This is a genomic window from Advenella sp. RU8 (genome assembly GCF_048381675.1).
Classification (GTDB): Bacteria; Pseudomonadota; Gammaproteobacteria; order Burkholderiales; family Burkholderiaceae_B; genus Advenella.
The window spans coordinates 49,314-76,212 of sequence record NZ_JBLWIS010000002.1 but is presented as its reverse complement, the minus strand read 5'-3'; the positions used below and the strand labels follow the sequence as shown (position 1 = coordinate 76,212).

The 26,899-nt window shown below is 49.6% G+C and carries 26 protein-coding genes; 13 read left to right on the top strand and 13 right to left on the bottom strand.

The annotated features are described in order from the left end of the window. Positions 1–150: 150 nt before the first annotated feature. From ACM5Q9_RS02855 to clpS, 6 genes are read right to left on the bottom strand one after another with little or no spacing between them, the layout of a single operon-like run. A complete protein-coding gene (locus ACM5Q9_RS02855; RefSeq protein ID WP_418143221.1) occupies positions 151–1,308 on the bottom strand; it encodes an ABC transporter substrate-binding protein in 1,158 nt (385 codons plus the stop codon). 59 nt (positions 1,309–1,367) lie between these two features. Further along, on the bottom strand, positions 1,368–2,039 hold the full coding sequence (locus ACM5Q9_RS02850; protein WP_418143220.1) for a PqiC family protein: 672 nt from the start codon (positions 2,037–2,039) through the stop codon (positions 1,368–1,370). 15 nt (positions 2,040–2,054) lie between these two features. Next, the gene (locus tag ACM5Q9_RS02845; RefSeq protein ID WP_418143219.1) at positions 2,055–3,794 is read right to left on the bottom strand and encodes an intermembrane transport protein PqiB; all 1,740 of its coding nucleotides are present in this window, start codon (positions 3,792–3,794) and stop codon (positions 2,055–2,057) included. 59 nt (positions 3,795–3,853) lie between these two features. Then, positions 3,854–5,134 carry a paraquat-inducible protein A gene (locus ACM5Q9_RS02840; RefSeq protein ID WP_418143218.1) on the bottom strand — a complete coding sequence of 427 codons (1,281 nt, stop codon included), beginning with the start codon at positions 5,132–5,134 and terminating at the stop codon, positions 3,854–3,856. Next, positions 5,134–7,434 (bottom strand): ATP-dependent Clp protease ATP-binding subunit ClpA, encoded by a 2,301-nt coding sequence (clpA, locus tag ACM5Q9_RS02835; RefSeq protein WP_418143217.1) that lies wholly within the window; start codon positions 7,432–7,434, stop codon positions 5,134–5,136. Before clpA ends, ACM5Q9_RS02840 begins: the two co-directional genes overlap by 1 nt. 52 nt (positions 7,435–7,486) lie before the next feature. Further along, a complete protein-coding gene (gene clpS, locus ACM5Q9_RS02830) occupies positions 7,487–7,795 on the bottom strand; it encodes an ATP-dependent Clp protease adapter ClpS (protein WP_418143216.1) in 309 nt (102 codons plus the stop codon). Between the two features lie 242 nt (positions 7,796–8,037). Between clpS and ACM5Q9_RS02825 the strand changes: the two genes are divergently transcribed. The 3 genes from ACM5Q9_RS02825 to ACM5Q9_RS02815 are packed head-to-tail and all read left to right on the top strand — an operon-like array spanning position 8,038 to position 9,150. Then, the gene (locus ACM5Q9_RS02825; protein ID WP_418143215.1) at positions 8,038–8,283 is read left to right on the top strand and encodes a cold-shock protein; all 246 of its coding nucleotides are present in this window, start codon (positions 8,038–8,040) and stop codon (positions 8,281–8,283) included. 13 nt (positions 8,284–8,296) lie between these two features. Next, a complete protein-coding gene (locus tag ACM5Q9_RS02820) occupies positions 8,297–8,776 on the top strand; it encodes a DUF192 domain-containing protein (protein WP_418143214.1) in 480 nt (159 codons plus the stop codon). 32 nt (positions 8,777–8,808) lie between these two features. Further along, positions 8,809–9,150 carry a hypothetical protein gene (locus ACM5Q9_RS02815; protein ID WP_418143213.1) on the top strand — a complete coding sequence of 114 codons (342 nt, stop codon included), beginning with the start codon at positions 8,809–8,811 and terminating at the stop codon, positions 9,148–9,150. Positions 9,151–9,240: 90 nt separating this feature from the next. On the opposite strand, the gene sodB is transcribed toward ACM5Q9_RS02815, so the two are convergent. Both sodB and xseA read right to left on the bottom strand, forming a co-directional pair. After that, a complete protein-coding gene (sodB, locus tag ACM5Q9_RS02810) occupies positions 9,241–9,819 on the bottom strand; it encodes a superoxide dismutase [Fe] (protein ID WP_418143212.1) in 579 nt (192 codons plus the stop codon). 35 nt (positions 9,820–9,854) lie between these two features. Further along, entirely contained in the window at positions 9,855–11,213 is a 1,359-nt protein-coding gene (gene xseA / locus ACM5Q9_RS02805) for an exodeoxyribonuclease VII large subunit (RefSeq protein WP_418143211.1), read from the bottom strand. A gap of 381 nt (positions 11,214–11,594) precedes the next feature. On the opposite strand from xseA, the gene lpxK reads away from it, so the two are divergent. From lpxK to rpsT, 7 genes are all read left to right on the top strand, one after another. Then, positions 11,595–12,653, top strand: coding sequence for a tetraacyldisaccharide 4'-kinase (lpxK, locus tag ACM5Q9_RS02800; protein ID WP_418143210.1), 1,059 nt, complete (start codon positions 11,595–11,597; stop codon positions 12,651–12,653). A 20-nt stretch (positions 12,654–12,673) separates the two neighbouring features. Next, positions 12,674–12,859: a Trm112 family protein gene (locus tag ACM5Q9_RS02795; RefSeq protein ID WP_418143209.1), complete on the top strand. Its 186-nt coding sequence runs from the start codon at positions 12,674–12,676 to the stop codon at positions 12,857–12,859. Further along, positions 12,859–13,623, top strand: coding sequence for a 3-deoxy-manno-octulosonate cytidylyltransferase (gene kdsB, locus ACM5Q9_RS02790; protein ID WP_418143208.1), 765 nt, complete (start codon positions 12,859–12,861; stop codon positions 13,621–13,623). Before ACM5Q9_RS02795 ends, kdsB begins: the two co-directional genes overlap by 1 nt. A 75-nt stretch (positions 13,624–13,698) precedes the next feature. Beyond that, positions 13,699–14,355, top strand: a complete 657-nt coding sequence (adk, locus tag ACM5Q9_RS02785) for an adenylate kinase (protein ID WP_418143207.1) — start codon at positions 13,699–13,701, stop codon at positions 14,353–14,355. Between the two features lie 18 nt (positions 14,356–14,373). Continuing rightward, entirely contained in the window at positions 14,374–15,132 is a 759-nt protein-coding gene (locus tag ACM5Q9_RS02780) for a 3-hydroxyacyl-CoA dehydrogenase (RefSeq protein ID WP_418143206.1), read from the top strand. A 92-nt stretch (positions 15,133–15,224) separates the two neighbouring features. After that, positions 15,225–16,841: a murein biosynthesis integral membrane protein MurJ gene (gene murJ / locus ACM5Q9_RS02775; RefSeq protein WP_418143205.1), complete on the top strand. Its 1,617-nt coding sequence runs from the start codon at positions 15,225–15,227 to the stop codon at positions 16,839–16,841. 138 nt (positions 16,842–16,979) lie between these two features. After that, positions 16,980–17,243: a 30S ribosomal protein S20 gene (gene rpsT / locus ACM5Q9_RS02770; RefSeq protein WP_169294957.1), complete on the top strand. Its 264-nt coding sequence runs from the start codon at positions 16,980–16,982 to the stop codon at positions 17,241–17,243. Between the two features lie 61 nt (positions 17,244–17,304). On the opposite strand, the gene ACM5Q9_RS02765 is transcribed toward rpsT, so the two are convergent. After that, positions 17,305–17,619 (bottom strand): DUF3579 domain-containing protein, encoded by a 315-nt coding sequence (locus ACM5Q9_RS02765; protein WP_418143204.1) that lies wholly within the window; start codon positions 17,617–17,619, stop codon positions 17,305–17,307. A 154-nt stretch (positions 17,620–17,773) separates the two neighbouring features. On the opposite strand from ACM5Q9_RS02765, the gene argF reads away from it, so the two are divergent. Together argF and argG are read left to right on the top strand one after the other, a co-directional pair. Then, positions 17,774–18,718 carry an ornithine carbamoyltransferase gene (argF, locus tag ACM5Q9_RS02760; RefSeq protein WP_418143203.1) on the top strand — a complete coding sequence of 315 codons (945 nt, stop codon included), beginning with the start codon at positions 17,774–17,776 and terminating at the stop codon, positions 18,716–18,718. A 56-nt stretch (positions 18,719–18,774) separates the two neighbouring features. After that, the gene (gene argG / locus ACM5Q9_RS02755; RefSeq protein ID WP_418143202.1) at positions 18,775–20,118 is read left to right on the top strand and encodes an argininosuccinate synthase; all 1,344 of its coding nucleotides are present in this window, start codon (positions 18,775–18,777) and stop codon (positions 20,116–20,118) included. 53 nt (positions 20,119–20,171) lie between these two features. Here argG and ACM5Q9_RS02750 read toward each other — a convergent pair whose 3' ends face one another. Next, on the bottom strand, positions 20,172–21,299 hold the full coding sequence (locus ACM5Q9_RS02750) for a sensor histidine kinase (RefSeq protein ID WP_418143201.1): 1,128 nt from the start codon (positions 21,297–21,299) through the stop codon (positions 20,172–20,174). 72 nt (positions 21,300–21,371) lie between these two features. Continuing rightward, on the bottom strand, positions 21,372–22,046 hold the full coding sequence (locus tag ACM5Q9_RS02745; RefSeq protein ID WP_418143200.1) for a response regulator: 675 nt from the start codon (positions 22,044–22,046) through the stop codon (positions 21,372–21,374). 40 nt (positions 22,047–22,086) lie between these two features. Here ACM5Q9_RS02745 and ogt point away from each other — a divergent pair, with 40 nt between their 5' ends. After that, on the top strand, positions 22,087–22,647 hold the full coding sequence (ogt, locus tag ACM5Q9_RS02740; protein WP_418143199.1) for a methylated-DNA--[protein]-cysteine S-methyltransferase: 561 nt from the start codon (positions 22,087–22,089) through the stop codon (positions 22,645–22,647). A gap of 28 nt (positions 22,648–22,675) precedes the next feature. On the opposite strand, the gene ACM5Q9_RS02735 is transcribed toward ogt, so the two are convergent. Together ACM5Q9_RS02735 and ACM5Q9_RS02730 are read right to left on the bottom strand one after the other, a co-directional pair. Continuing rightward, complete coding sequence (locus ACM5Q9_RS02735; RefSeq protein ID WP_418143198.1) at positions 22,676–25,735, bottom strand: AAA family ATPase; 3,060 nt, start codon at positions 25,733–25,735, stop codon at positions 22,676–22,678. Beyond that, on the bottom strand, positions 25,732–26,871 hold the full coding sequence (locus ACM5Q9_RS02730) for an exonuclease SbcCD subunit D (protein WP_418143197.1): 1,140 nt from the start codon (positions 26,869–26,871) through the stop codon (positions 25,732–25,734). Before ACM5Q9_RS02730 ends, ACM5Q9_RS02735 begins: the two co-directional genes overlap by 4 nt. Positions 26,872–26,899: the final 28 nt, after the last annotated feature.

Genomic DNA, 26,899 nt, shown 5'->3' with positions numbered 1-26,899 from the left:
CCAAATCAATAAAAAACCTCTGTTTTCGCCTTTGCAACTTGCCCAAAAAAAGGATTTTTTTCCAAATTCCGGTAAGTTTCAGTAGCTTGACAAAGGTTTTTATTGCCGGAAACAAGCGACTATATCAATAATCGCACGTACAACCGGCGCTTATTGTTCACCGGCATAAACAAATTTACCATCTTTGATGGTACCCATCACAGCGGCACGGTTGTCAAACCCCTGGTGATCGGTGGGCGTAATATTCAGCACGCCATTGGGAACAATCAGGTCTTTTGTATTTTCAATTTCATCACGCAAGGCGTTACGAAACTCGATTGTTCCCGGCTTGATACCCTTTTTAATCACGCGTGAGACTGCCTTATCAGCCACAATCCAGGCTCCCCATGCATCACCGGCAAACTGGGTTGCAGTATTAGGGCCATATTTGGCTTCATAGCGTTCGGTAAAATCCATGGCTACGGGCTTAACAGGATTATTGTCTGGCAAGCCTCGTGCAACCACACCCGGTCCGGTTGGAAACAGTGTTCCCTCAACCGACTTGCCACCTACCTGCAGGAATTCCAGCGTACCAATACCGTGGGTTTGATAAATCGGATTCTTGTAACCACGCTCTTTCAGCGTTTTTTCAGGCAATACGGCTGGTGTACCGGCACCGGCCACCAAAATGGCATCCGGATTGGCTGAGATCAGCTTCAAGGCCTGACCAACCACTGATGAGTCTGTACGCTGAAAGGATTCACGCGCAACGACTTCAAGCCTACCGTCAAGCCGTGACGTAAACTCTTTCCACCAGTTTTCACCATAAGAATCGGCAAAACCGATAAAACCAACGGTTTTGTGGCCTCGCTTGACCATTTCATCAATCAGGACATCGGCCATCAGGCCATCATTCTGGGGCATTTTGTAAACCCAGCGACGACCAGGATCATTTGCCGGCTCAACAATCGAACTGGAGGCTGCCAGGGCGATGAGCGGTGTTTGGGTTTCTTTCAATACATCCAGCAAAGCCAGGGTGGCCGCGGTCGTATTGGGGCCAATGATAAGATCAACCTTGTCTTCAGCGGTAAGCTTGCGAACATTACGCACCGCCTTGCTAACATCCGTACCATCATCAAGAATAATATATTTGGCCTTTTCCCCGCCCAGTGTCTTTGGCCATAAAGTCATGGCGTTTTGAGACTGTATGCCAATGGCGGCAGCAGGACCGGTAGCCGAGACATTGACGCCGACCACCACTTCAGCCTGGCTGGCAGAGGTAAAGGCAAATGTAGCCATTATTCCAGAGAACAAAATTTTCTTCTTCATTACAAAGATTATCCTAAGTTTTACAAATTGCTGGTTTAAGGGGCTACTAAGCCCCTTGCTTATGATTGGCGACAAGCACGGGTTTGCACCAAAGCCTGTGCCGCATTGTCGGCCGCCATCACGCCAGGATTTATTTTTTTGGCCATCTCATTGGCCAGCAAACGAATTGCCTGTTGCTGCCCATCAACCACCGAAACGGCATCATTCTGGCTAACCGGAACACTGATTCGCGTTTGGCAAATCCATGAGGCAATGGTGCGTGAGGGCGACTTAAGCGTCCATACTACATCAAGAATTGCGCTGTTACCCGGCAACAAGTCAAACTGCTGCACATTGGTTTGTACCGTCCAGACCGGCAAAGAGCCAGTAACTACAGGCAAGTTCTGCACATTAATGGCGCCCAGCTGACCTGCCAGATAAAATGACAGCGACTGAGCGATTTCATCAGAAAGGGAACTGGCCCAACGTGAGGCATTCAGGGCATAAATAACCTGTGGTTCGGCCGGATTGCGTACCATCAACTGTGGCCTGTCGACTGATTCGGGAATTTGCGGAGATGCAATTTGCAACCCGATTGCGGCATTACCCATCACGGTGGCTGACTGCGTTTGCGGCTGCAGCGAATAATATTTGACTGGCGGAGCCGAAGCACAACCAGCAATTAAAGCGAAAACGGCTCCGCCCCCCAAGAAAAAGGCAATTCTTTTCAAAATAACGAGATGTTGTTGCATAATTTTTATGATGACCTATTCCATAAACGGTATTTGATCTTTCTGCCGGCCCCTGATCACGGAAGAAGGCTCTGCTTGCAGGAAATCGCTGATTGCACGAAACGACCGCATGGTACGTGTCAGTTCCCTTAGGGTAGTGTGAATTTCAGACATTAAAGGACCATTTTGCTGAATGGTGTCATCCATACTGCTCACCAATTTATCTGCCCCGTTCAGCGAACGGCTTGCCTGGCGCAGGGTTTTATTCACTTCAGGCATGGTCTTGGTATCCAGATTCTCTACCAGCTTGGCCACCCCTTGCAAGGCGCTATCCAGCGATTGACCAATTGAGTCCAGTGGAAGGTCCTTGAGTTTGCGGATAAGCTGCGTCAGGTTATCCTGGATTTGATCAAAACTACCACCAACCGTAGGAATGATAAACGGATCTTGCGACAGGTCCGGCTCGGGCAAAGGCGCTTCATTTGGAAAGTAATCAAGCGCCACATACAATTGGCCAGTCAAAATATTGGCATACCGCAATTGCCCCCTTAAGCCGCTGGAAAAAAATCCTTTTATTTCTTCAAGTCCAATCTCTTTGACACTGCCACCTGACGATCCTTTGCTGTTTAACACCACACCCATTCGGTTTTCATAAACAATGGCGTCCACCACTGCAAAACTTTCCTTGGTTTTCGGATCATACTCAAGACTAACGGCACGCACCTCACCCAGATTAATGCCTTTGAAGTCAAGTGGAGCTCCTGCCTGCAGTCCCCGAACCGAATTACTGAATTTCATGCGCACCGGATAGGCTTGGCCATGCGGATCAGACATGGCACGTTCCTCGGTAGTGGCCAGCAAAAAAACAGAGTTTGCCTCGGCCAATCTGGTTTCCTGGCCGTGTCTGCCGGGTGGTTCGGCAAAAGCCACGCCACCACTCATTAATGAAACCAGGGATTGGGTTCTGAAATTCAGGCCACTGGCACCCAGTGAAAAATCCAGTCCACTGGCATTCCAGAACCGGCTGTTTTCCGTCACGAACTGGTCATAAGGAGAATCGATAAAAATAAGAATATTAACGGCCTTGCCATCTTTGGCTAGCTGATAATTGATGACCTGCCCCACTGGAATACGTCGATAATACACCGGTGAGCCGATATCCAGCGAACCGAGATTGGTGGCATTCAAGACAAATTTTTTACCTGGTCGATTACTTGAGATTTCCGGGGGGTGCTCCAGCCCAATAAATTCATCGGTATAAACCGGATGCTCTACCGTGTCATCAGGCGTATCTACGCCTATATATGAACCGGAAACCAGCGTACCCAAACCTGAAACCCCACTAAGGCTAAGGCGAGGCTTGACCACCCAGAAGCGGGTTCCCTTTTGCATCAGAAACTCGCTTTCCTTGGAAAGATTGACATCTACCTCCACATCGTTTCTGTCCGGTGTAAGGCCAACTCTACTCACATGCCCAATGACCACATCTTTATAGCGAACCTGTGTTTTACCTACTTCAAGCCCTTCGGCCGTATTGAATATAATGGTGGCCTCAGGGCCCTGCTCAATGTAATCACGAACCAGCAAGGATATGCCCACGATAGCTGCAATAAAGGGAACCAGCCAGATCCAGGAAATGTTTTTTCCTTTTTTTTGACTGACTAGCGGTTCTTTGACAACAGGAGACTTGCCCCCATTTAGCGCCGAAGGATTATCTGCCACAGATGCGTCATTCGCCACTTGAGGATGTGATTGCTTGTCTTCCGACTCAGACATTTTTTGTTTTCCACATAAAATAACGCCCTGAATAAACCATTAACTTTATAAAAACTGCTTCATTGAAATGTGGGTGCGGTTTCTACCGGTTCGAAATCTTCTTTTTCAATTCCGTCATCAACGCAGTCCCACCCTTCCCGGATATCAAAACTTTGGGCCGCCAGCATGGTGAAAACAACCACCAAGCCAAAGGCAGTCGCGCCCGGTCCAGGAATAACGCTCATCAGGCTGCCGAAACTGGCCAATGCAGCCAGCAATATCACCACAAAAACATCCAGCATGGACCATTGCCCGATATATTCAACCACCTGGTAAAGACGGGTGTGCTGCTGCTGAATGGCATGATTGCCCGATTTATCATTAAAGTATAAAACCAGCATGATGACAATTTTGGTAATCGGCACGACTACACTGGCCACAAATACAATCAATGCCAGGTCCCATGAGTCTAACGCCCAAAGCTGAAGCACGCCGCCCAGAATTGTATGCCCGCTGGAGCCCAGCAAGCCATCAATAATCATAATCGGGTAGAAATTGGCCGGCACATAAAAAACAATTGCTGCAGCCAACAACGCAAGCGTGCGGGATTTATGTTTGGGCTTGCGATAATGCACGGTGGCATTGCAGCGGCTGCAACACCCCTTGGACTGATTGCTGATGGCAACCTGTGCACAAACCTCGCAAGCAAGCACATATGGACCTGCCTGCGGGTTAACGGGTAAATCATTGGCCACCCCTTGCTCTTGAGCCAGTTGCCAGATTTTTCGGGAATTCAGTTTATTTAGAAAAGTCAGCAAGAAGGTAAGTACGGCAAATGCCCATAACCCCTCGTCTGGATCCAGGGAGGCCATGCCAGCCAGCTTGACCACCGCCACCAGCACACCCAGCATGAAAACCGGAATCATGGACCAAGGCTTGCACAGCCATGTCAGGCGGGAAAAAGTTCGCAAGCCCGGCGGGTATTTTTTCCTGTATAAAAAAAACAGGATCCAGGTTAACAGGCTTAATTGAAGCAACGGCACCACAAAGCCCACCATCAGGCACATGATGGCAACCAGCGGAGAACCCAGTTCCCAGGTAACCATGATGGATTGAAGAAAGGTGGCACTGCGGGACATGCCAGCAGAGGAAAGCGTGGCAACCGGCATAAGATTGGCAATCAGGAAAACCCATAATGCCGCCACTGACAAGGCTAGCCAGGCACTGACATTAAACTTACCCTTTTGTAGCAAAACCGTACCGCAGCGTACACATGAAACGCGTTCACGCTCATGCAGCTGCGGTTTTACATGAAGCTGTCCACAATGATGGCAAGCCAGCCTGATTGCCGAATCCTGCATCAGGAAACAAGCACCTCTTCCTTGTGCTCGGGATCATTGGTATTTGAGCCGGGCTCCTCAAAAAACAGGGAAACCTGCTCATCCTTGATATCAACCCGGACAGCCCCCCCGTTAGCCAGTTTGCCAAACAGCAACTCGTCAGCCAAGGCACGACGAATGACATCCTGGATAAGCCGCTGCATTGGCCTTGCCCCCATCAGCGGATCAAAACCTTTAGCAGCAAGGTAGGCTCGCAACTCATCGGTAAAGGTAACCTCTACCCGTTTTGCGTGCAGCTGCTCTTCAAGCTCAATCAGGAATTTGTCCACTACACGCAGGATGATGTCTTTATTGAGAGCGGCGAAAGGAATAATGGCATCCAATCGATTACGGAATTCTGGCGTAAAGACCCGCTTGATTTCCGCCATTTCATCACCGGCTTGCCGAGAGGTGGCGAACCCGATGGTGGGTTTATTCAGCACTTCAGCACCCGCATTGGTGGTCATGATCAGAATGACATTCCTGAAATCGGCCTTGCGACCATTATTGTCTGTCAGGGTACCGTGGTCCATGACCTGCAGCAGGATATTGAAAATATCCGGATGCGCTTTTTCTATTTCATCAAGCAACAATACACAATGAGGCTGTTTGGTAATCGCTTCGGTTAACAAGCCGCCCTGGTCAAAGCCAACATATCCGGGAGGCGCGCCAATCAGGCGGGAAACCGCATGTCGCTCCATGTATTCGGACATATCGAAACGAACCAGTTCAACCCCCAGAGTAAAGGCCAGCTGCCTAGCCACTTCGGTTTTACCTACACCGGTAGGACCGGAAAACAGGAATGAACCGATGGGTTTATCAGGCTTACCCAAACCGGAGCGCGACATTTTAATGGCCGCAGCCAATGCGGTAATGGCATCGTTTTGCCCAAACACCACCGTTTTCAGGTCACGCTCAAGCGTGGCCAGTTTGTTCCGGTCATCACTAGAGACGCTTTGTGGCGGAATTCGCGCCATTTTGGCAACAATCGCCTCCACCTCAGCCTTCCCAATCACTTTTTTCTGGCGTGATTTAGGTAATAACCTTTGTGCCGCCCCCGCTTCATCAATGACATCAATAGCCTTGTCGGGCAAATGACGGTCATTGATATGACGGGCAGACAATTCCGCTGCGGCCACCAGGGCAGCAGATGAATAACGCACACCATGGTGTTCTTCAAATTTGGATTTCAGGCCACGCAGAATCTGGATCGTTTGATCTACGCTAGGCTCAACGACATCCACTTTCTGGAAACGACGTGACAAAGCATGGTCTTTTTCAAAAATACCCCGATATTCTTTATAAGTTGTAGCGCCCATGCAACGCAACTTGCCGGAAGACAACGCAGGCTTAAGCAGATTGGATGCGTCCATAGTGCCACCAGACGCCGAACCGGCACCAATCAGCGTATGAATTTCATCAATGAAGAGCACGGCATTTTCGTGTTCTTCAAGTTGCTTGAGCACCGCTTTCAGGCGTTGCTCGAAATCGCCCCGGTATTTGGTACCGGCCAGCAATGCCCCCATATCAAGGGCGTAAACCCGTGCTGAAGCAAGGATATCAGGCACTTCACCATTTTCAATCCTTAAGGCCAGGCCTTCGGCAATGGCCGTTTTGCCAACACCTGCCTCCCCCACCAGCAAGGGATTGTTTTTACGGCGACGGCACAAAATCTGGATGACCCGCTCAACTTCCTGGTCACGTCCGATAAGCGGATCTATTTTGCCTTCCTGCGCATTGGCATTTAGGTCTTGTGCATACAAGGCCAACGGTGACTTGTCAAAATCACTCGCCTCACGCGGACTTGCCACCGACTCTTCCTGGCGTTCTTCCTTGGGTGGCGGTAATTTGGAGATGCCATGCGAAATGTAATTGACCACATCCAGGCGGGTAATGTTTTCCTCTTGCAGGAAAAAAACCGCATGGGAATCTTTTTCGCTGAATATGGCAACCAGCACATTGGCACCGGTAGCCGCATTTTTGTTATTCCCGTTTGAGGACACATGCATGATTGCACGCTGTATCACCCGCTGGAAACCCAATGTGGGCTGGGTATCCACCTCTTCCTCACCAGGCACGACAGGCGTATTTTCGTTGATGAATTTGCGCAACTTGCCACGCAAGGATTCAATATCGGCATCACAAGCCTTCAGCACCTCTAGTGCTGCGGCATTGTCCAGCAGGCTAAGCAACAAATGCTCAACCGTGATGAACTCGTGACGTGATGATCTGGCATCAACAAAAGCCATATGTAAGCTTACTTCCAATTCTTGAGAAATCACATCATCCTCCGATACTTCCTTAAACTGCCAAACATTACAAGCTGTAGACCCATTATGTCGCGAGAGGTTCCATTACACACTGTAAAGGGTGCTGGTTGGAACGGGCATACTGGGCCACCATGGCCACTTTGGTTGCCGCAACATCTTTGGGATAAACGCCACAAACCGCTTTACCTTCATGATGCACTTTCAACATAATTAAAGTAGCATCTTCTTCGGTTTTTGCAAAAAACTTTTGTAAAACCACAACGACAAAATCCATTGGCGTGTAATCATCATTAAGCAAGAGCACCTGGTAAAAAGGCGGTGGCGCCAGTTTTGCCTTTTGCTTCTCGGTCACAAGTCCAGATTGTTGCCCCATTATCTACTCTTGAAAAAACATGCACAAATAAAATAATATTGTAATCATGATTCTGCCTGTTATTTGGTTTATATACAAATAATGGGCCTAATCGGTAATTTCCACTATTGACTGGTTTTCGCTTTGACAGCATCATTCAGATACACTTTAACGCATGTGAATCCTTAAACCAGGCTTAAGTGTAGAAAGGATAAGGTTATTTTTATCCGAATATGTATCATTTTCATTCAAAGGCAGTGCATATGTCAGAAACAACTGAATCAATCGTTCAAGGGGACGGACAAAAACAAACAGGAACCGTCAAATGGTTCAACGATGCCAAAGGTTTCGGGTTCATTACCCCTGACGGCGGAGGAGAAGATCTCTTCGCGCATTTCTCATCCATTCAAATGAACGGCTTCAAGACCCTTAAAGAAGGCCAAAAAGTTTCTTTTGAAATCGCCCAAGGTCCAAAAGGTAAACAAGCCTTAAGCATTACTGAAGCCTAAGCGGATACACATAATGCAACGCATCAAACTAATGGGACAGCAATGTCCCATTAAGTCTTCTTTTTACATTATCCTAGTGCTCTGCGTTTTTATTCTGTGCACTTCCTCCAGTCGCGCTGAAAACACAACACCCCTGAAAACACATGGCCTTTCCATCAACAACATTGGCATTACCGCTGAAATAGCCGATACGCCTGAAACGCGTACTACAGGCCTGATGTATCGTAAACATCTGGCTGCTGATCACGGCATGCTGTTTGTATTTGAAGAAAGCCAACCGCTGTGTTTCTGGATGCGCAACACCTATATTCCGCTATCCATTGCCTTTTTGGATGCACAGGGAAAAATCCTGAATATTCATGAAATGCTGCCACTGCGCGATGACAATCACTGCTCGGCTGGTCCGGCAAAATACGCATTGGAAATGAACCGGCACTGGTTCACAAACCACAATGTCAAGGAAAAGGATATCATACGGTTCTTGCCTCATTAATATCCGTTTTAGCCAGAATTAAGGATCTTCCCATGAAAATGGTTTACGCAGCTCTATTTACCGGCATTTTTCTAAGTGCCTGCACCACTTCCAGCAGCCCTGATGCCCTTCAACCCACCGAAATTAACAACAGTTCTGGCAAGACGCCAGTAAAGGCGGCAAACTGCATTCACGAAAACTGGAAATCCATTTACCCTGCGGCAAAAATCCAAAGACAAACGGTTGATTACTACCTTATTACCATTCCTGGCCCCGACGCTGATATCGCCCAAGCGCAAATAGAACCGGGGGCCATGTTTACCGCGCAAGTCAAGCTTCTTGCCAGGCCCGATGCCAATCCACAAATAACGCAAATGGTCAAAGATTGTCTTTAGGCAAATAAAACCCCCAATAACACAAGCAAAGCTAACGATTGGGGGCTCATAACCGGCTTTTAAGGCCGGTTTTTTACTGCTATACGGAATTTAAGCCAGATTGGCGGCTGCAAATTCCCAGTTTACGATATTCCAGAATGTTTCCAGATATTTAGGACGTGCATTACGGTAGTCGATATAGTAGGCATGCTCCCATACGTCACAGGTCAGCAAGGGCTTGTCTGTGCCGGTTAAGGGCGTTGCTGCATTACTGGTGTTAACGATATCCAGGGTACCGTCTTCTTTTTTAACCAGCCATGTCCAGCCTGAACCGAAGTTGCCTGCTGCTGATTTATTGAAAGCTTCCTTGAATGCGGCAACACTGCCCCATTTTGCATTGATGGCTTCAAGCAGCGCACCGGTAGGCTCGCCACCGCCATTAGGAGACAGGCTGTTCCAGTAGAAAGTGTGATTCCATACCTGGGCGGCATTATTAAATACACCACCTGAAGATTTCTTGATGATTTCTTCCAGGCTTGCGTTTTCAAACTCGGTACCAGCGATTAAATTGTTCAGGTTGGTAACGTATGTCTGATGGTGCTTGCCGTAGTGAAACTCAAGTGTTTCCTGGGAAATATGGGGAGCCAGCGCATCTAAGGCGTACGGCAAAGCGGGTAATGTATGTGCCATTTCTTCTTCCTTCCTTTTGTAAAAAACATATGATCTTAAAGCAATTCTTCAGGATTGTCTTTAATGACCACAACATTTTGAATACCTTTTTCCAGTTCCAGGCGCAATCTCTGATTGGCGCCAAGCTTGGCAGGGTCTCTTACTATATTACCAAATTCATCATAGGTAATCGAGAATCCGCGACCCAAAATGGCGCGCGGGTTCATATTGCGTAAATAGCTGTCCATCCTTTCAAGCACGGCAAGCCGTTGGCGCATCTGAAACGACCAAAGCTGCTGGAGCCGGCTTAAAGATTGATTGACCCTGACCCGTTCCCTGGCAATATCAGGCTTATTGTATTGCAAGGTATTGTTCAGCAGTGTGACACGGGCTTGCAAAGCGTCCTTTTTCCTGCGCAAGGATTTTTCCAGTGATTGCAGCAGATAACTGTTTTTCTGCCCATAGCGAAGCAGCAACTGTGCCGGAGAAACCAGCCGGGCGGCAGCCTTGTCCAGCCGCATGCAGGCCATCTCGATTTGACGTTGCTGGATCCGGTTTAGCACATTGATGGCATGATCAATCCGTCGTGACAGGTCTTGCCCGGAAACACAAGCCAGTTCTGCCGCTGCGGTTGGCGTGGGCGCACGCAAATCAGCCACAAAATCGGCAATGGTAAAGTCGGTTTCATGCCCTACGCCACTAATGACGGGTATAGTGCAACGGGCCACAAGCCGGGCTAGCCCTTCATCATTAAAGCTCCACAAATCTTCAATGCTGCCGCCTCCGCGAACCAGCAAGAGCACATCCACCTCCTGGCGCTGCTCGGCCTGCTCAAGCGCGGCTATCAGGGAAGCCACCGCTTCCTGCCCCTGCACCAGGCTGGGATAGATAATAACAGGGACATAAGGCGCCCTGCGGGCCAGTGCTGTTAACACATCCTGCAAAGCGGCCGCCGACAATGAGGTAACCACCCCAATCGCCTTGGGAAACATGGGAATGTTTTTTTTCCGCGCCGGATCAAACAGCCCCTCTGATTCCAGCTTTTGCTTGATACGCAAAAAGGCTTCATGCAAATCACCCTGGCCAGCCCTGCGCATCATGTCCACTTGCAGCTGAAAATCCCCACGTGGCTCATATAAGGAAACCCTGGCCCGTACCTCTACCTTGTCTCCGCTACGTGGCATGAAGCCTGTTGATGCCGCCTTACCCCTGAACATGACACCTTTAACCGAAGCACGATCATCTTTTAAAGTAAAGTACCAATGCCCGGATGCTGCCTGCACAAAATTGGATACTTCACCCCGAATCCACATTACCGACAATTCCTGTTCAAAAAGCGTGCCAATCATACGATTTAATTGGGAAACACTCAGGATTTCGGTAATGGATTTTGTTAAATTTTCAGAAAAACTCATATTTCTCGCGTGGTTCAGATGCAATCTTTCCACAAAATTTGGAAATCAATAACTTAGCCCATTTTCCTGCCTTTTAGCATCGAAATATAAAGTAAATTATAAGGAAAACACCATAAGTTATTGATATTAAATAGATTTAAATATTTCAGTTAAATTGCACAATGATTAAGCAAAGCAACGTACAACACGTATAAACACGCACTTCCTTATGTTATCAACAGAATTATCCACAGATTTTGTGGGTAGTTACAATTGCCTTCAAGAAAAAGGAATTATAAACTGTCATCTTCTCCTGATAACAACATTGGCCCATCAGCAGCTTGTTTCAAGTACCCTATATAATACCTTTATACAAACCAGTCCCAGCCAGACAAACCCAAAATGAAAAAATCCCACACCGGTGCATTTGCCCGGAACTTGCAACAACAATGGCACCAAGGCGGTTTGCTATCGACCTTGCTTACCCCGGTTTCATGGCTGGTCTATTTGGTGGTTGCAACCAAATCATGCTTGTACCGCAAAAAGCTGAAAACCGCCTACCGTGCCCCCTGTCCGGTCATTATTGTAGGCAATATTTATGTAGGCGGCACCGGAAAAACCCCTCTCGTCATCGCACTGGTCCAGGCCTTAAGAAAAAAAGGCTTTACACCCGGCGTCATCAGTCGGGGTTATGGCGTTGAGATTGGCCCCGAAGCACGCACGGCCTATGGCGAGGGCAGCAGCGCCAGCCAGATTGGTGACGAACCAAGCCTGATAGCAAAACATGCCCCTGTCAGCGTGCATCCCAAAAGGCAACTGGCGATTGAAAAACTGCTGGCTACGTGGCCCGCAACCGATGTCATTATTTCCGATGACGGCCTGCAACACCTAAAACTGCAAAGGGATATCGAAATCGTCGTACAGGACAACCGCCGGACCGGCAATGGCAAATTATTGCCAGCAGGCCCCCTGCGTGAACCCGCATACCGGCTAAAACAGGTTGATTTCATTATTACCAACCTGAAATCAACGCCCCTGAACCGTTTTCAGGCAGAGTTTAAACATGAGATCGCCATGACCCTGGAGCCGGTCTCCCTAACGCATATTGCCTCAGGCCAAACCCTCTCCCCCCGGGAATTCATCAGCAAATATAAAAACCAACATATTGCTGCAATTGCAGGAATTGGCCAGCCTGATCGTTTTTTTGCCACCCTTGCACAGCTCCAGCTAACGTTATCGCAACAAATCCCTTTTCCCGATCACTACGCCTATAAGGCCAATGATATCAAGGAAATCAACGCGGACATCATCCTGATGACCAGCAAAGATGCCAGCAAGTGCAGCACCCTGACAGATAGTCGTTTATGGTTCGTTAACGTAGAGCCGCGTTTTTCAAATCCGCATTTTTTTGATCTAATTGAAGAAAAAATCCGTCAGTTACCGTTATACTCTTCGAATTAACCAATAATTCATGCAATAAAATGAAAACATCTCCATTAGATAAACTGGTATGCCCCGTTTGCAAAGGGCCATTGAAACACGACCCCAAAACGCAGGAACTGATCTGCGAAAATGATAAACAGGCGTACCCGATTCGCGATGGTATCCCCATCATGCTGCCAGGTGAGGCCCGCTCCCTTTCAGAACCAGAACAGCCAGCGTCATAATGACAGACTTTATCGCTGTCATACCTGCTCGTGCAGCTTCCACCCGTTTGCCGGGCAAGATGCTTGCCGATCTTGCCGGCAAACCGCTAGTCATCCATACCGCAGAACGTGCCCGTGCTTCCGAAGCCAGCCGTGTCATTATTGCCACCGATGACCGGCACATAGAAGATTGTGCCCGCCAACACGGCTTTGAAACCCTGCTTACACGTGAAGATCACCCATCCGGCACCGACCGGCTGGCTGAAGTGGCCAATAAGCTGGGCTTTGCCGACACGCAAATCGTGGTTAATGTACAGGGAGACGAACCCCTGATTGACCCTGAACTGATCAATCAGACCGCTCATGCCCTTGCCTGCCACCCTGAAGCCTCAATTGCCACTTGTGCCTATTCCATCAGCAGCAGCGAACAGTTCTTCAATCCGAATGTGGTCAAGGTAGTGCGAGATACCAAGGGCTTTGCAATCTACTTTTCAAGGGCCCCCATTCCCTGGGCACGTGACGCCTTCAATCTGGACCGCTCACAACTGCCCCCCTCTTTTTCCGCACTGCACCATATTGGCATGTATGCCTATCGCTCATTTTTCCTGAAGCAATTCCCGTTGCTGGCGCAAGGTACGCTTGAAACGACCGAAGCACTGGAACAGCTAAGAGCACTAGAGCACGGACACAAAATTTATGTATTGCAAACCCCGCAGGCGCCTTTAGCGGGCGTTGATACACAGGAAGATCTGGAAAGAGTTAGGTATTTTCTGGAAAACCGGTAACTTTTTGCAATGCATCATATAAAATAAACCCATTTATTTATAGACTAAGATATTTATTTTACCCAGGAGGGATTCATGCGTTTAATATTGTTAGGGCCACCTGGTGCCGGCAAAGGCACACAAGCCAGCTTTATCACCCAAGAATATTCCATTCCACAAATTTCCACCGGTGATATGCTTCGTGCTGCAGTCAAGGCACAAACCCCCGTTGGCCTGGAAGCCAAACAAGTCATGGATAATGGCGGCCTGGTTTCCGATGACATTATCATTCGGCTGGTTAAAGACCGTTTACAGGCCAATGACTGCGAAAACGGCTATCTATTTGATGGTTTTCCACGCACCATTCCGCAGGCAGATGCCCTGAAATCAGCCAATATCGATCTTGACTACGTGATTGAAATTGACGTTCCCGAAGAGGACATCATCGAGCGCATGAGCGGTCGACGCATTCACCCTGCCAGCGGCCGTTCATACCATACCAAGTTCAATCCACCCAAAGTGGAAGGTAAAGATGACATTACCGGTGAGCCTCTGGTCCAGCGTGATGATGACCAGGAAGATACCGTTAAAAAACGCCTCGAAGTCTACCGGAACCAAACACGTCCTCTGGTTGACTATTACTCAAGCTGGGCTGCCCAGAATGACCCTAAAGCACCTAAATACGTAAAAGTATCGGGCTTGGGCAAAGTAGAGGAAATCACAAAACGCATACAAGACGCTTTATCTAAATAATCAATCAGGAGAAGACATATGGATATTCAAGGAAAAGTTTTCGTGGTTACCGGCGGGGCTTCTGGCCTAGGTGCCGGTACCGCCAGAATGCTGGTTAAAAATGGTGCCAAAGTTGTCATTGCCGACCTGCAAGATGAAGCAGGCCAGCAAATCGCAGCCGAACTGAACCAAAAATACGTTCATTGCGATGTCACCAACGAAACCGACGCCCAGGCTGTCATTGCTGCCGCTACCGAACTAGGCCCATTGTTTGGGCTGGTTAATTGCGCCGGTATTGCACCTGCCGCCCGTACCGTTGGCAAACAAGGTGCCCATTCTCTTGAATTATTCCAGAAAGTCATCAGCATCAACCTGATTGGTTCATTCAATATGTTGCGTCTGGCTGCCGCTGCCATGGAGAAAAACACCCCCGAAGCCACTGGCGAACGAGGTGTGATTATCAACACGGCATCGGTCGCCGCTTACGAAGGTCAAATTGGCCAGGCCGCCTACTCCGCCTCTAAGGGTGGTGTAGTTGGCATGACATTGCCCATCGCCCGTGATTTGGCCCGCTCAGGCATTCGCTGCAATACGATTGCCCCCGGTATTTTCGGTACCCCCATGATGTTTGGCATGCCACAAGAAGTCCAGGATTCCCTGGCCGCGAACATTCCGTTCCCTTCACGCCTTGGCACCCCGGAAGACTATTCAAAACTGGTATACAGCATCATTACCAACGAAATGATTAACGGCGAAACCATTCGCCTTGACGGGGCTATCCGCCTGCAGCCAAAATAATCACGTTCAATCCATAACAATTAGCGCCCATAACAATGACTGATCATTGGACTTACGGGCGCTAATTTTTTTAATTTTCCATTTATTCCATCATGAGCTTACTCCGTTCTGCCGCAACCATCAGTGGCCTTACCCTTTTATCCCGCATTACCGGGCTGGCCAGAGACATCCTGATTGCAAGAACATTTGGAGCAAGCCCCCTGACCGATGCTTTCTGGGTTGCGTTCCGCATACCCAACCTGCTACGCCGCTTGTTTGCCGAAGGCGCCTTCGCCCAGGCTTTTGTTCCCATACTTGGCGAAGCACGCAACAATCATTCTGAAGAACAAGTAAAAACACTCCTGGACCATGTCGCCACCCTATTGACAGTTGCTCTTATGCTGGTCACCTTGCTGGGTATTGCCGCCACCCCATGGATTGTTTCAATCATGGCTTCGGGCATGACACGCCCTGAAAACCAGACCGCCTTTGAAGCGGCAACCTGGATGACCCGCGTCATGTTCCCCTACATTTTGTGCATGTCACTGGTGGCCTTTGCCTCGGGCGTCCTTAATACCTGGCGTAAATTTGCCATCCCGGCCTTTACACCTGTTCTGCTGAACATCGCCATGATACTGGCAAGCCTGTTTTTAACCGCTTATTTCTCAACCCCCATTTATGCCCTTGCCATTGGTGTCATGGCCGGCGGCATCGCCCAATTAACCATACAATGGCTAGCCTTGGCCAAGCTGGGCCTGGTGCCCCGCCTGTCACTTAAAGTGGGCCAAGCCTGGCAAGATCCGGTTGTCAGGCGGATTATCAAACAAATGGGTCCGGCAACACTAGGCGTTTCCGTAGCCCAAATATCCATCCTCATCAATACTAATATTGCCACCTGGCTGGCAGCCGGCAGTGTTACGTGGCTTTCTTTTGCCGACCGCTTAATGGAGTTTCCCACCGCCTTGCTTGGTGTTGCCTTGGGAACCGTATTATTGCCCAGCCTGTCTGCGGCTCACGCCAAAGAAGACACCCTGGCTTACAGCCAGTTAATGGACTGGGGCCTGAAACTGGTTTTCCTGCTTGGCATGCCTGCCGCATTAGGCATGGCTTTCCTCGCCGATGGCCTGGTAGCCACGCTGTTTAATTATGGCGCCTTCGGCAGTGATGATGTCTTTTTTACCCGTAGCGCTGTCATGGCCTACGCAGTTGGCCTGATTGGCATCCTTAGCGTTAAGATCCTGGCACCAGGCTTTTATGCTAAACAGGATATTCGCACCCCCGTCAAAATAGCGATTTTTGTCTTAATCAGCACCCAACTATTGAATATCGTGTTTGTTCCGCTTCTGGATCATGCCGGCCTTGCGCTATCCATCGGCCTGGGTGCCAGCATTAATGCCCTTTTACTGTATATTGGGCTACGCAGAAAGAAAATCTACACCCCACAAAGCAAATGGCTTGTTTTTTTCATTCGCCTTGCACCTGCCTTGGCCTGCATGACAGGCTGGCTATTATTCATCCAACAATACATAAATTGGACAGAAGCCCACCCAAATACGCTAATCCATGCGATTGGCGGCTTAATTTCTGGTATTATTGGAGAGTCTGCTTTTATATTTCCAGTCTCAAGACTTATCACCCTTTTCCTGGTACTGGTTGGATGTGGCATTGTTTATTTTGGTGTGCTGCTGGCCTGTGGTTTCAGAATGCATGATTTCACCCGTCGCAAATAAAATCAAATGTTGCTCCAGGCAAACGCAATTATTGCAGACCTCGCGTAAATTCGTGTAATTAAAAAGAAATCTTGCAAAAAGTGAAGTTTATGATAAAATATCGAACTTTGCTGAATTAACTTAATAGAAGAATCTGATATGGCCAATACTGCCCAAGCCCGTAAACGTGCACGTCAATCTGTAGCACGCAATAAACACAACTCTAGCCTGCGTTCTTTGCTTCGCACAAACATCAAGCACGTTCGTAAAGCTATCGAAGCCGGTGACCAAGCTAAAGCAAATGAAATTTTTGTCAAGGCAACCAGCGTAATTGATCGCGTGGCTGATAAAAACATCATCCACAAAAACAAAGCAGCACGTCAAAAAAGCCGTTTGGCAGCTGCCATTAAAGCAATCGCTTAAGTTTGCTTCACTCCGACAGCTTTTACAAGCTGTCGAGTTTTTCAGCAAAAATAAAAGGACGCTACTGCGTCCTTTTATTTTGTTTGGACTCATCCCCCTCAATACCCTTCATTGAAGTAGTCAAGTGATTGTCGTTTGCAAAATCCACGACAAATTTCCAAGCCTTGGGCTCCAGTTCGCGCAAACGCGTATCTACAATCACACACTTAACACCATTTAGCGTATTAGGCACGACATAAGGTGAATAAGTAAGGTGACTGCCAGCGAATCCGGCAGGACGAAATTGTGACATTACACCAGCCAGACGCTCAGCCCAATCACTGGGACGAAAACGACGGCCATCTTGTGTTACACCATGAATAATTAATTGTTGCACTTAATCAGACTTTACGAGAAACCTGCACTTTTTTAAAAACAAATACAGGAAGATGGACATACTAAACGCAGAATTGTATATGATAAAGAATTATACAAATATATCTATCTTTCTATTTTAAACCATATTCAATTTTCTTTCTCACTTTGTACCCATGACAAGCTCTTATATCACCGGCCCCATGCGGCACTTTCTGCAATTCCAGGATTTCACCGCTGAAGAAATCCTGTATGTTCTCAAACGCGCACTGCTTATTAAAGAAAAATTCAAGCGTTATGAGCCTCATATGCCTTTGCATGACCGAACGCTTGCCATGGTATTTGAAAAAGCCAGCACCCGGACCCGGGTCTCCTTTGAGGCCGGCATGTACCAGCTTGGTGGCTCTGTGATCAACCTTACCTCCGGCGATTCCCAATTGGGCCGTTCAGAACCCATTGAAGACACCGCAAGGGTCATTTCCCGCATGGTGGACATCGTCATGATCCGCACCTTCGAGCAAACGCGTCTTGAACGTTTTGCCGCCCACTCCCGGGTGCCGGTCATCAACGGTCTTACCAATGAATTCCACCCTTGCCAGATCCTGGCCGATTTACTTACCTTCCTCGAGCATCGCGGGCCTATCGAAGGCAAAACCGTTGCCTGGATCGGCGATGCCAACAATATGGCTTACACCTGGATACAGGCTGCCAAAATGCTTAATTTCACCCTGCACGTTTCCGCTCCAAAAGGCTATCAGCTGGATCACAAACGAATTGGCAATATCAGTGAAGCCACCCTTAAAGAATTTGATGACCCCATCGAAGCCTGCAAAGGTGCCCACCTGATTACCACCGATGTCTGGACCAGCATGGGCTTTGAAGATGAAAACGAAAAACGCCGCATTGCCTTTGCCGATTGGTGCGTAGACGAAGACATGATGAAAGTCGCTGCTGAAGACGCCATTTTCATGCACTGTCTGCCTGCACACCGTGGCGAAGAAGTAACCGCAGAAGTCATTGACGGCCCACAAAGCGTAGTATGGGATGAGGCAGAAAATCGGCTGCACGCCCAAAAAGCCTTGATGGAATTCCTGTTACTGGGCAAAGACCCCAAACAGTAAGTAAACAATACGCAAATGGGTTAAAATTTTGCATCTTTCTTGGAGCACTAAATAATATGAGTACAATTTTGCAACACCTGCCTGTCGGGCAGCGTGTGGGTATTGCGTTTTCCGGTGGTTTGGACACCAGCGTTGCCGTTCACTGGATGAAGGCAAAAGGTGCATTTCCGTGCGCTTACACAGCCAACCTGGGCCAGCCGGACGAAGACAACTACGACGATATTCCTCGCAAAGCACTGGAATATGGCGCCGAAAAAGCACGCCTGATCGATTGCCGCCAACAACTGGTTGAAGAAGGCATTGCCGCCATCCAGTGCGGTGCTTTCCACATCACTACCGCTGGTGCCACTTACTTCAACACCACCCCCCTTGGACGCGCCGTTACTGGCACCATGCTGGTAACCGCCATGCGTGAAGACGACGTTAACATCTGGGGCGATGGCAGTACCTACAAGGGCAACGATATCGAGCGTTTCTATCGCTACGGCCTGTTAGCCAATCCAAGCCTGCAAATTTACAAACCCTGGCTAGACCAGACTTTCATCGACGAATTGGGCGGCCGCAAGGAAATGTCCGAATACCTGAACGCCAACGGCTTCAGCTACAAAATGAACGTCGAAAAAGCCTACTCTACAGACTCCAATATCCTTGGCGCCACTCACGAAGCCAAAGACCTTGAATTCCTGAACAAGGGCATTCGCATTGTTGAGCCCATCATGGGCGTTGCCTTCTGGAAAGACGATGTCAAGGTTGCTGCAGAAGAAGTTACCATCCGTTTCGAGGCAGGCCGTCCTGTTGCCATCAATGGCAAAGAATTCGACAACATCGTAGACCTTTTCTATTATGCCAACGAAGTCGGTGGACGCCATGGCCTGGGCATGTCCGATCAAATTGAAAACCGCATCATCGAAGCCAAAAGCCGCGGCATCTACGAAGCCCCCGGAATGGCATTGCTGCACATTGCTTACGAGCGCCTGTTAACCGGCATTCATAACGAAGGCACGATTGAACAATACCGCACCAATGGTCGCCGCCTTGGCCGCCTACTGTATGAAGGCCGCTGGTTTGACACCCAATCCATGATGCTGCGTGATACCACCCAGCGCTGGGTTGCCAGTGCAATTACCGGAGAAGTTGCGCTTGAATTACGTCGCGGCAATGACTACTCCCTGCTGGACATGACCAGCCCCAACCTGACTTACCATCCAGAACGTCTGACCATGGAAAAAGAAGGCGAAGGTTCATTCACCCCCCTCGACAGGATTGGCCAGCTAACCATGCGCAACATGGATATCCGTGACACCCGTGACAAGCTTCAGATTTATAGCAATATTGGCTTGCTCAGCACCAATAAAGAAGGTGAAGTCACCCCCTTCATCGGCCATAACAAAGAAGACTGATACACCCCTCGGGGATGGCGCTGCCCAGACATTGCAAGCGCAGCGCTTCCCCGTCAGGCAGGTTTTGAAACACTCTTTTCCTGGCGTGACAGTTGTGTCCCAATCCTGGGGCCAGGAAAAACCACCGTAATCCGCGCACCCTGTATGACCGGCTTGCTAACCAGACTCCAGCCGGCCCCATGAGCCCGGGCAATTTCCTGTACCACCTGAAGCCCAAGACCCGAACCACTGGCTTCCACCCCTGAGGCACGATAAAACGCCTCAAAAACATGCTGCCTGTCTTCCGGCTCTATGCCACAACCATCATCTTCCACCGACAAGGAAGGTGGATTCTGGCCTACCGTAAGCACAATGTTTTTTGCACCTTTGGCATATTTCAGGGCATTGTCAATCAGGTTGCCGAGCAACTCCTCCAGCAATAACGGGTCGCCATCAATCCACACCGCAGAGGAAGGCGCCTCGAGCAAGAGATCAATATGCTGCTGACGGGTTTTAGGAACCCATTCAGAACCGCTGGTTTGCACCCATTCACACAAATCTATCCGGGTAAAACTGTTTTGTGGCCTTATCCCGGGGTCGGCACGTGCCAACACCAGCAATTGCTGTCCCAAATGAATCATCCGGTTACTGATGGATTTGATCCTCTCAGCCCTTTTTCTGACATCTTCAGGCAAAGACTGCGCCAGCATGAGCTCGGACTCAAGCCGCAAACCAGCCAAAGGGGTCCTTAACTGGTGTGCGGCATGGCCGATAAAGCGTCTTTGCGCAGCCATGGATTCATCCAGCCTTCGGAACAACTCATTGATCCGCGATACCAGCGGGGCAAGTTCGGTAGGCACATGGGTCATATCAATGGCCTGCAAATCTTCTTCGTTACGCTGGGCAATCTGGGTGGAAATAAGATTCACCGACCGCAATCCGGAACGGATTCCGTACACCACCAGCCAGGCAAACAAAATAACCAGAATGACCTGTCCAGCCAGGATCAACAGAAGAATATTCTGCAAATCCCAGTAGGCCACCGAAAATTCATGAGTAATAAACCACGTTACGCTGAAATCCAGCAGGAACAACACCAGCAAGGCAGGCATCAGGCGAATAATCAGGTATCGCGACAGTGAGCCTTTTGACAAAAGCTGGGTGTTCTTTTTCAGCAATTGCAGGGAATTGAAATTATGCATGGGGAACCTTTCATAAAACAAAACACGACAACGAACCACCAGCCACCGCCCGTGGTCCGCCTGCAACCGGCCTCAGTCCTCTGCATCAATTTCCAGCAGATAACCAAACCCCCGTACCGTCTGAATCGACATCCCCAGCCCTTCAAGCCGCTTGCGTAAACGGTACACATATACTTCAACGGCGTTCTCACTAAAATCGGCATCCCAGGCTGACAGGGAGTTTACGATCTGGCGTTTGGTCACTACCCTTCCCGCCCTAACCATGAGCATTTCCAGCACCGATAATTCACGAACCGATAAATTCAAACGCTCGCCATTTGCCCTGATCTCTCTGCCCACCATATCAAATGCGAGGGACCCCACCTCCAGAATCGGACTGGGCTGGCCCGCCTGCCTGCGGGCAAAAGCGCGAACCCGGGCAGCAAGCTCTGCCAGTTCAAAGGGCTTGGTCACGTAATCATCGGCGCCCGCATCCAGGCCGGCCACTCGATCTTCCACCCCATCCCGGGCGGTTAAAATCAAGGTGGGGGCTTGTTGCCCCTGCGCCCTTAATTGCCTAAGCACATCCAGCCCGCTGATGTCGGGCAAATTCAGGTCCAACACCAACAAATCATACGTTTGTGCCGATACCGCTCCCAACGCCTGACCGCCATTGTTTACCCAATCTACGGCATACCCTTGCCCCCTCAGGAATTCCTGCAGGGCAGAACCAAGGATAGTGTCATCTTCAATTACCAATATTCTCATTTTGAGCTTTTTTGTTGAATCAATCGCTTTAGAATATTAAATGGTATCTCAATTTGTGCAAAATTTACTCTTTGGTCAAGCTATGATAAAACTCTATATGTCCAGAATGAACTCTCCACTGGGAGAAATTATTCTAATGACCGATGACAGGCAAAATCTCAGGGTTCTTGATTTTGCTGATTATGACGAACGCATGCACGACTTACTGCAACGTCAGTATGGGCAGACGCAAATCATTTCTGCCGACACCCCCTGCCCCTACGAAAAAAACCTGCAAGACTATTTCAATGGCCATCTTGCCGCACTCGACAACATCCCGGTAGCAACAGGTGGCACCAAATTCCAGCGTACCGTATGGCAGGCCTTGCAAAAAATTCCTTATGGACAAACCATGAGCTATGGCGAACTGGCCGCCAAAGTCGGCAACCCGAAAGCATCCCGTGCCGTTGGGCTAGCCAATGGTGCCAACCCCATTTCCATTGTCATCCCCTGCCACCGGGTTATTGGCAAAAACGGCAGCATGACGGGCTATGGTGGCGGCCTTGAACGCAAGCTATGGTTATTACACCATGAGTCCCAACAGCCTGCTCTAATACCCTGATGTAAACGCGGCCGTGCCGGAAAAAACCTTATTGAACGCCTTGCACTTTAATGCTGCTGCCCCTCACAGAGGGCAGCACATCAATCCGCAAGGCCATTTGCTCTTTCAGTTCGGTCACATGGGAAATAATCCCGATAGTACGGCCGCTGGCCTGTAAATCCAGCAAGGTGCGAATGGCCAAGTCCAAAGAATCCATATCCAGGCTGCCAAACCCTTCATCAATAAACAGGGTATCCAGCCTGATACCACCGGCATAGGCCTGGACCACATCCGACAGGCCCAGTGCCAGCGACAGCGCTGCCATGAACGACTCACCCCCCGACAAAGTGGCAACCGGCCGGGCAATACCCGTGTATTCGTCCATCACCTCCAGGTCCAGCCCCGACCTGCTATTACCCTTGGCCCGGTCCTCTTTCCGGATCAATTGATAACGCCCCTTGCTCATAAGGCGCAGGCGCACCGTGGCATCAGCCAGAACATCATCCAGCAAAACGCTTAGCACAAACCGCTGCAGGCTGATCCGACTGTCTGCGCGCCCATTGGCAACATGGCTGAGCGTGCCATAAATGGCATACTCCCGTTCAAGCCCGGCATTTTGCTCATGCATGCGGTCAATTTTTGCCGCCACCGATTTCAATTGATTCAATGTCTCGTTATGCTGCTGCCAGGCAGATTGAGCCTGATCACGCAACTGCTTCATCTGCTCATGCCGGCTTTCCATTTGCGTCAAATCAGGCGGGGTTTTACCCTCAAGCTGTTCACAAATATTTTTATACTGCCCTTCAAGCTCATACTGTTGACGGTTAAATTGCTTCACATACTGCTCTAGCGCCTGCCTTTCATGAGTGGCCAGCACCGCCTGCCTGCATGCCTGATCAGTGTCAAAAGCATGGTGCGCAAGCTGCTCCTGACAGGCCTGCCGCGCCTGTTGCAAGGCAACGATTGCCTGTTCCTTCCGGCTTTCCAGGCCAGCCTTGCGTTCCTGCAGCTGAATATGTTCCTGGCTGGCCAACTCAAACGCCTGCCGGGACATTTCATATTCTTTTTGCAGTAAAGCCAGACGCTGCCTGGCAGCGAGCAACGTTTGCGCCAGCACGTTGGCATCACGAAACGACTCGGGCAATTCGGCCAGCCGAAGCTTGAGCTCATTTTCCAGGGAAGCCAGGGAAAGCCTGATGGTTTGTTGCTTTTCCCGGGTCTGCAGCAAGGTTTCATCCAACTGCGACAGCGCCTTTTCAAATTCAGCCAGCTGCTCTTGCAACAAAGACTGCGACTGTCTGGCCTGGGTGCATTGCTTAACCCGCTCGCGGGCCTGCTCACACACGTCCAGCAAAGTGGGAGCGGGTACGCTGGCACTGTCACCCAGCGCTACCAGCTGCTCATTGATTTGCCCCGCCAATGCCTCTTGCAAGGTACGAACCTGAACCAGGGCGTTTTCCATGTTTTGCAGCTGCTGACGTGCTTTTTCAAGTCTTTGTGCAGACTGCTCAAGATCTGCCTTCTCCAGTAAGGCCTGTTGTGCCTGTGCTGGTTGCGGATGCGTGGTGCTGCCACAAACCGGGCAAGGCGCATTCAACCGCAAACGGCTGGCCAACTGTGCCGCCTGCTCCTGATGCCATTGGATTTGCAGTCGGGTATCTTCTTCGTGCAATGCCTGCCAGGTTTGTCGCGTTTTCTCCACAGAGGAGATGCCAGCCATCGCCCGCGCTTGCAAGGCCTGGCTTTTATCCAGCAGGGCATCGTACTGTTTTTTTAATTGAAGAACATGTTCCGCCTGATCCAGTTGCTGCACAGCCTCAGGCAGCCCCTCAACAAAAACTTGCAACTCGACAATTTTTTCCCTGGCCTGCTCCAGTTGTTGCTGTTTATATTGCCGGGCAAGCAACTGCTCTTCATGCGTCTGGTTAATTTGACGCCACACTGCCTGCAGGCGCTCATTCTCCTCTTGCCTTTCCTGAAGCAGGACCATTTTTTCACGGTAACGCTCAAGCTCATGGATTTGAACATTCAAGTCATCTTTTTGCTGGTACCGGGTTGTGGCTAGCTCAAAGTGCTGGCGGGTTTGCTCAAGCTTTTTCCCGGCACTGACCATTTGCAGCGCCAGCGCCTGCAATGCCTGCTGCAGACTTTCGCTGTATTTTTCCGCTTCTTCACGTGTCTGGATAAAGGGCACTAGCAAAGCTGCCTGGCCGGAACGCACAAGTTTATGTTCGGTTTGCTGCAATTGCCCGCGTGATTGCTCAAGTGTGGCCAGCGAATGCTGGCAACTTTCTTTCTGCCTGAACAATTCCTGCAAAGCCGTTGCAGCGGAACGCTCTTTTTCAAACAACATGAATTGCTCAAAGGCGAGGTTTTTTTTCGTTTCAAGTTCCTCAACCAGAGGCACAAGTTGACTGGTTTTTTCTTTCAGGGCCGCTTCCGAGCTGCAATCGGCCGACTCCAGCAAACCGGCAATTTTCTGGTCATGCTTTTTTTTGCTTTCTTCAATATCCGCTGCCCGTTGCTTGAGTTTTTCTTCTATTTTGCGATAAATGGAGGTTTGAAACAGTTGGCTGAAAATGCTTTCCCTTTGCTGGGAATTGGCCAATAACAACTCCCTGAACTTGCCCTGCGGCAAGACCATGACCTGCCTGAACTGCTCAGCGGTAAGCCCGGTCAGCTCAACCACCCTATCCGTTACCTCTGTCGCTTTTTTAGGAACCAGCAAGGTCTCATTGCCATCCGCCTGTATTTCCCACAGTTTGGCATCGGTCGCTTGCGTGGTAAAACCTTCGCCACGCTGCTTGGGCCTGTCCTGGGCAGGCATCCTGGCAATCCGGTATTGCTTTTCACCCAACGCAAACTGGAATTCAACCTCGGTTAACAATTGAGGGTCTGCCATATCCGAACGCAGGGCGACCGGCTCCCGGTCATCATCGGCCGCCTGGCCATACAGGGCAAAACAGATGGCATCCAGCAAAGTGCTTTTACCGGCACCGGTTGGCCCATTAATCAGAAACAGGGGGTTTTCACCCAGGCGAGTAAAATCCACCGCTTCTTTTCCCGCAAAAGGACCAAACGCCTGCATGCTTAAATAAACGGGTTTCATGCCTGCTCCTCTTTGCGCACTTCAAGAATCACTTCCTTGACCGCCTGCTTCTGGGGATCACTCAGGGGCTGTCCGGCCACCTGTTCAAAAAAATCACAAAACAGATCGTACTCATCACGCTTCAGGGCCTGCCCCGGTGCCACCACCTCACCCTCGGCACGATACAATCCGGGTTTTTCCAGCTGCAATACATGGGGGTAGACTTCGCGAATTTTGCCCATCGGATCCAGTACCGCATGCGTATCCGTAAGCTTTACCAGGACATAATCCTGCGCATTGGGATCTTGTCTGCCCATTTCAATAATCCCGGCCAATGTGCCCTCTATGGTCCTGACATCGCGCAAGGGCGTCAGGGGTAAGTTCTGGATACTTGACTGGCCTTCAGCATCCAGCTCTACCAAGGTAACGCCCTTCTTGTGAAACTGTTCTGAAAAACTGTATTTAAGAATAGAGCCAGAATAACGGATATGCGCTGCCCCTTTGAATTGCGGCGCATGCAAATGGCCCAGTGCAACATAATCAAAGCCCTCAAAAACCGTATGCGGTACCACATCGGACCCGCCGATTGATAAAGGCCGTTCGGATTCGGAATTGACCGCTCCCTCAAGAAAACAGTGCGCCAGCAAGACATTGACGCTTTGCTCATCCATCACCTGCCTGATTTTTTCTGTCAGCAGGCAATGCGCCGCCTCGTAGGAATTGACCGGTTCCTGAAAATGATGGCGAACCAGCTCAGGATCATTAAAGGGCATTCCATAAAACGAAACCCGCTCACCATTGGCATTGATCACAACCGGTTTAAGCATCTGTTCAAAATCGGCAATGATATGAACCCCCGAAGTGCTTAACTGCCGGGCGGCAAACCCCAGGCGACGCGCACTGTCATGATTGCCCGGAATCATGATCACCGGAATGCCCAACTGCCCTATCCGGTGTAAAGTCTTGTCCAGCAAATCAACCGCCGACACCGGCGGCACCGAACGGTCATAGATGTCTCCGCTAATCAGCAAAGCCTGCACCTGATGCTGTTCCAGGTAGCCAATAATCTGGTCCAGCACATACTCCTGATCTTCAATCAGTAAACGGCTGGCAAACTGACGGCCAAGATGCCAGTCAGAGGTATGAATGAATTTCATGTAACAATCGTAATTTTTTTATATTTGC

Coding starts and splice junctions, on each gene's coding strand:
- ACM5Q9_RS02855 (WP_418143221.1), bottom strand. CDS start 1,308: ATGAAGAAGAAAATTTTGTTCTCTGGAATAATGGCTACATTTGCCTTT.
- ACM5Q9_RS02850 (WP_418143220.1), bottom strand. CDS start 2,039: ATGCAACAACATCTCGTTATTTTGAAAAGAATTGCCTTTTTCTTGGGG.
- ACM5Q9_RS02845 (WP_418143219.1), bottom strand. CDS start 3,794: ATGTCTGAGTCGGAAGACAAGCAATCACATCCTCAAGTGGCGAATGAC.
- ACM5Q9_RS02840 (WP_418143218.1), bottom strand. CDS start 5,134: ATGCAGGATTCGGCAATCAGGCTGGCTTGCCATCATTGTGGACAGCTT.
- clpS (WP_418143216.1), bottom strand. CDS start 7,795: ATGGGGCAACAATCTGGACTTGTGACCGAGAAGCAAAAGGCAAAACTG.
- ACM5Q9_RS02825 (WP_418143215.1), top strand. CDS start 8,038: ATGTCAGAAACAACTGAATCAATCGTTCAAGGGGACGGACAAAAACAA.
- ACM5Q9_RS02820 (WP_418143214.1), top strand. CDS start 8,297: ATGCAACGCATCAAACTAATGGGACAGCAATGTCCCATTAAGTCTTCT.
- ACM5Q9_RS02815 (WP_418143213.1), top strand. CDS start 8,809: ATGAAAATGGTTTACGCAGCTCTATTTACCGGCATTTTTCTAAGTGCC.
- sodB (WP_418143212.1), bottom strand. CDS start 9,819: ATGGCACATACATTACCCGCTTTGCCGTACGCCTTAGATGCGCTGGCT.
- xseA (WP_418143211.1), bottom strand. CDS start 11,213: ATGAGTTTTTCTGAAAATTTAACAAAATCCATTACCGAAATCCTGAGT.
- lpxK (WP_418143210.1), top strand. CDS start 11,595: ATGAAAAAATCCCACACCGGTGCATTTGCCCGGAACTTGCAACAACAA.
- ACM5Q9_RS02795 (WP_418143209.1), top strand. CDS start 12,674: ATGAAAACATCTCCATTAGATAAACTGGTATGCCCCGTTTGCAAAGGG.
- kdsB (WP_418143208.1), top strand. CDS start 12,859: ATGACAGACTTTATCGCTGTCATACCTGCTCGTGCAGCTTCCACCCGT.
- adk (WP_418143207.1), top strand. CDS start 13,699: ATGCGTTTAATATTGTTAGGGCCACCTGGTGCCGGCAAAGGCACACAA.
- ACM5Q9_RS02780 (WP_418143206.1), top strand. CDS start 14,374: ATGGATATTCAAGGAAAAGTTTTCGTGGTTACCGGCGGGGCTTCTGGC.
- murJ (WP_418143205.1), top strand. CDS start 15,225: ATGAGCTTACTCCGTTCTGCCGCAACCATCAGTGGCCTTACCCTTTTA.
- rpsT (WP_169294957.1), top strand. CDS start 16,980: ATGGCCAATACTGCCCAAGCCCGTAAACGTGCACGTCAATCTGTAGCA.
- argF (WP_418143203.1), top strand. CDS start 17,774: ATGACAAGCTCTTATATCACCGGCCCCATGCGGCACTTTCTGCAATTC.
- argG (WP_418143202.1), top strand. CDS start 18,775: ATGAGTACAATTTTGCAACACCTGCCTGTCGGGCAGCGTGTGGGTATT.
- ACM5Q9_RS02750 (WP_418143201.1), bottom strand. CDS start 21,299: ATGCATAATTTCAATTCCCTGCAATTGCTGAAAAAGAACACCCAGCTT.
- ACM5Q9_RS02745 (WP_418143200.1), bottom strand. CDS start 22,046: ATGAGAATATTGGTAATTGAAGATGACACTATCCTTGGTTCTGCCCTG.
- ogt (WP_418143199.1), top strand. CDS start 22,087: ATGGTATCTCAATTTGTGCAAAATTTACTCTTTGGTCAAGCTATGATA.
- ACM5Q9_RS02735 (WP_418143198.1), bottom strand. CDS start 25,735: ATGAAACCCGTTTATTTAAGCATGCAGGCGTTTGGTCCTTTTGCGGGA.
- ACM5Q9_RS02730 (WP_418143197.1), bottom strand. CDS start 26,871: ATGAAATTCATTCATACCTCTGACTGGCATCTTGGCCGTCAGTTTGCC.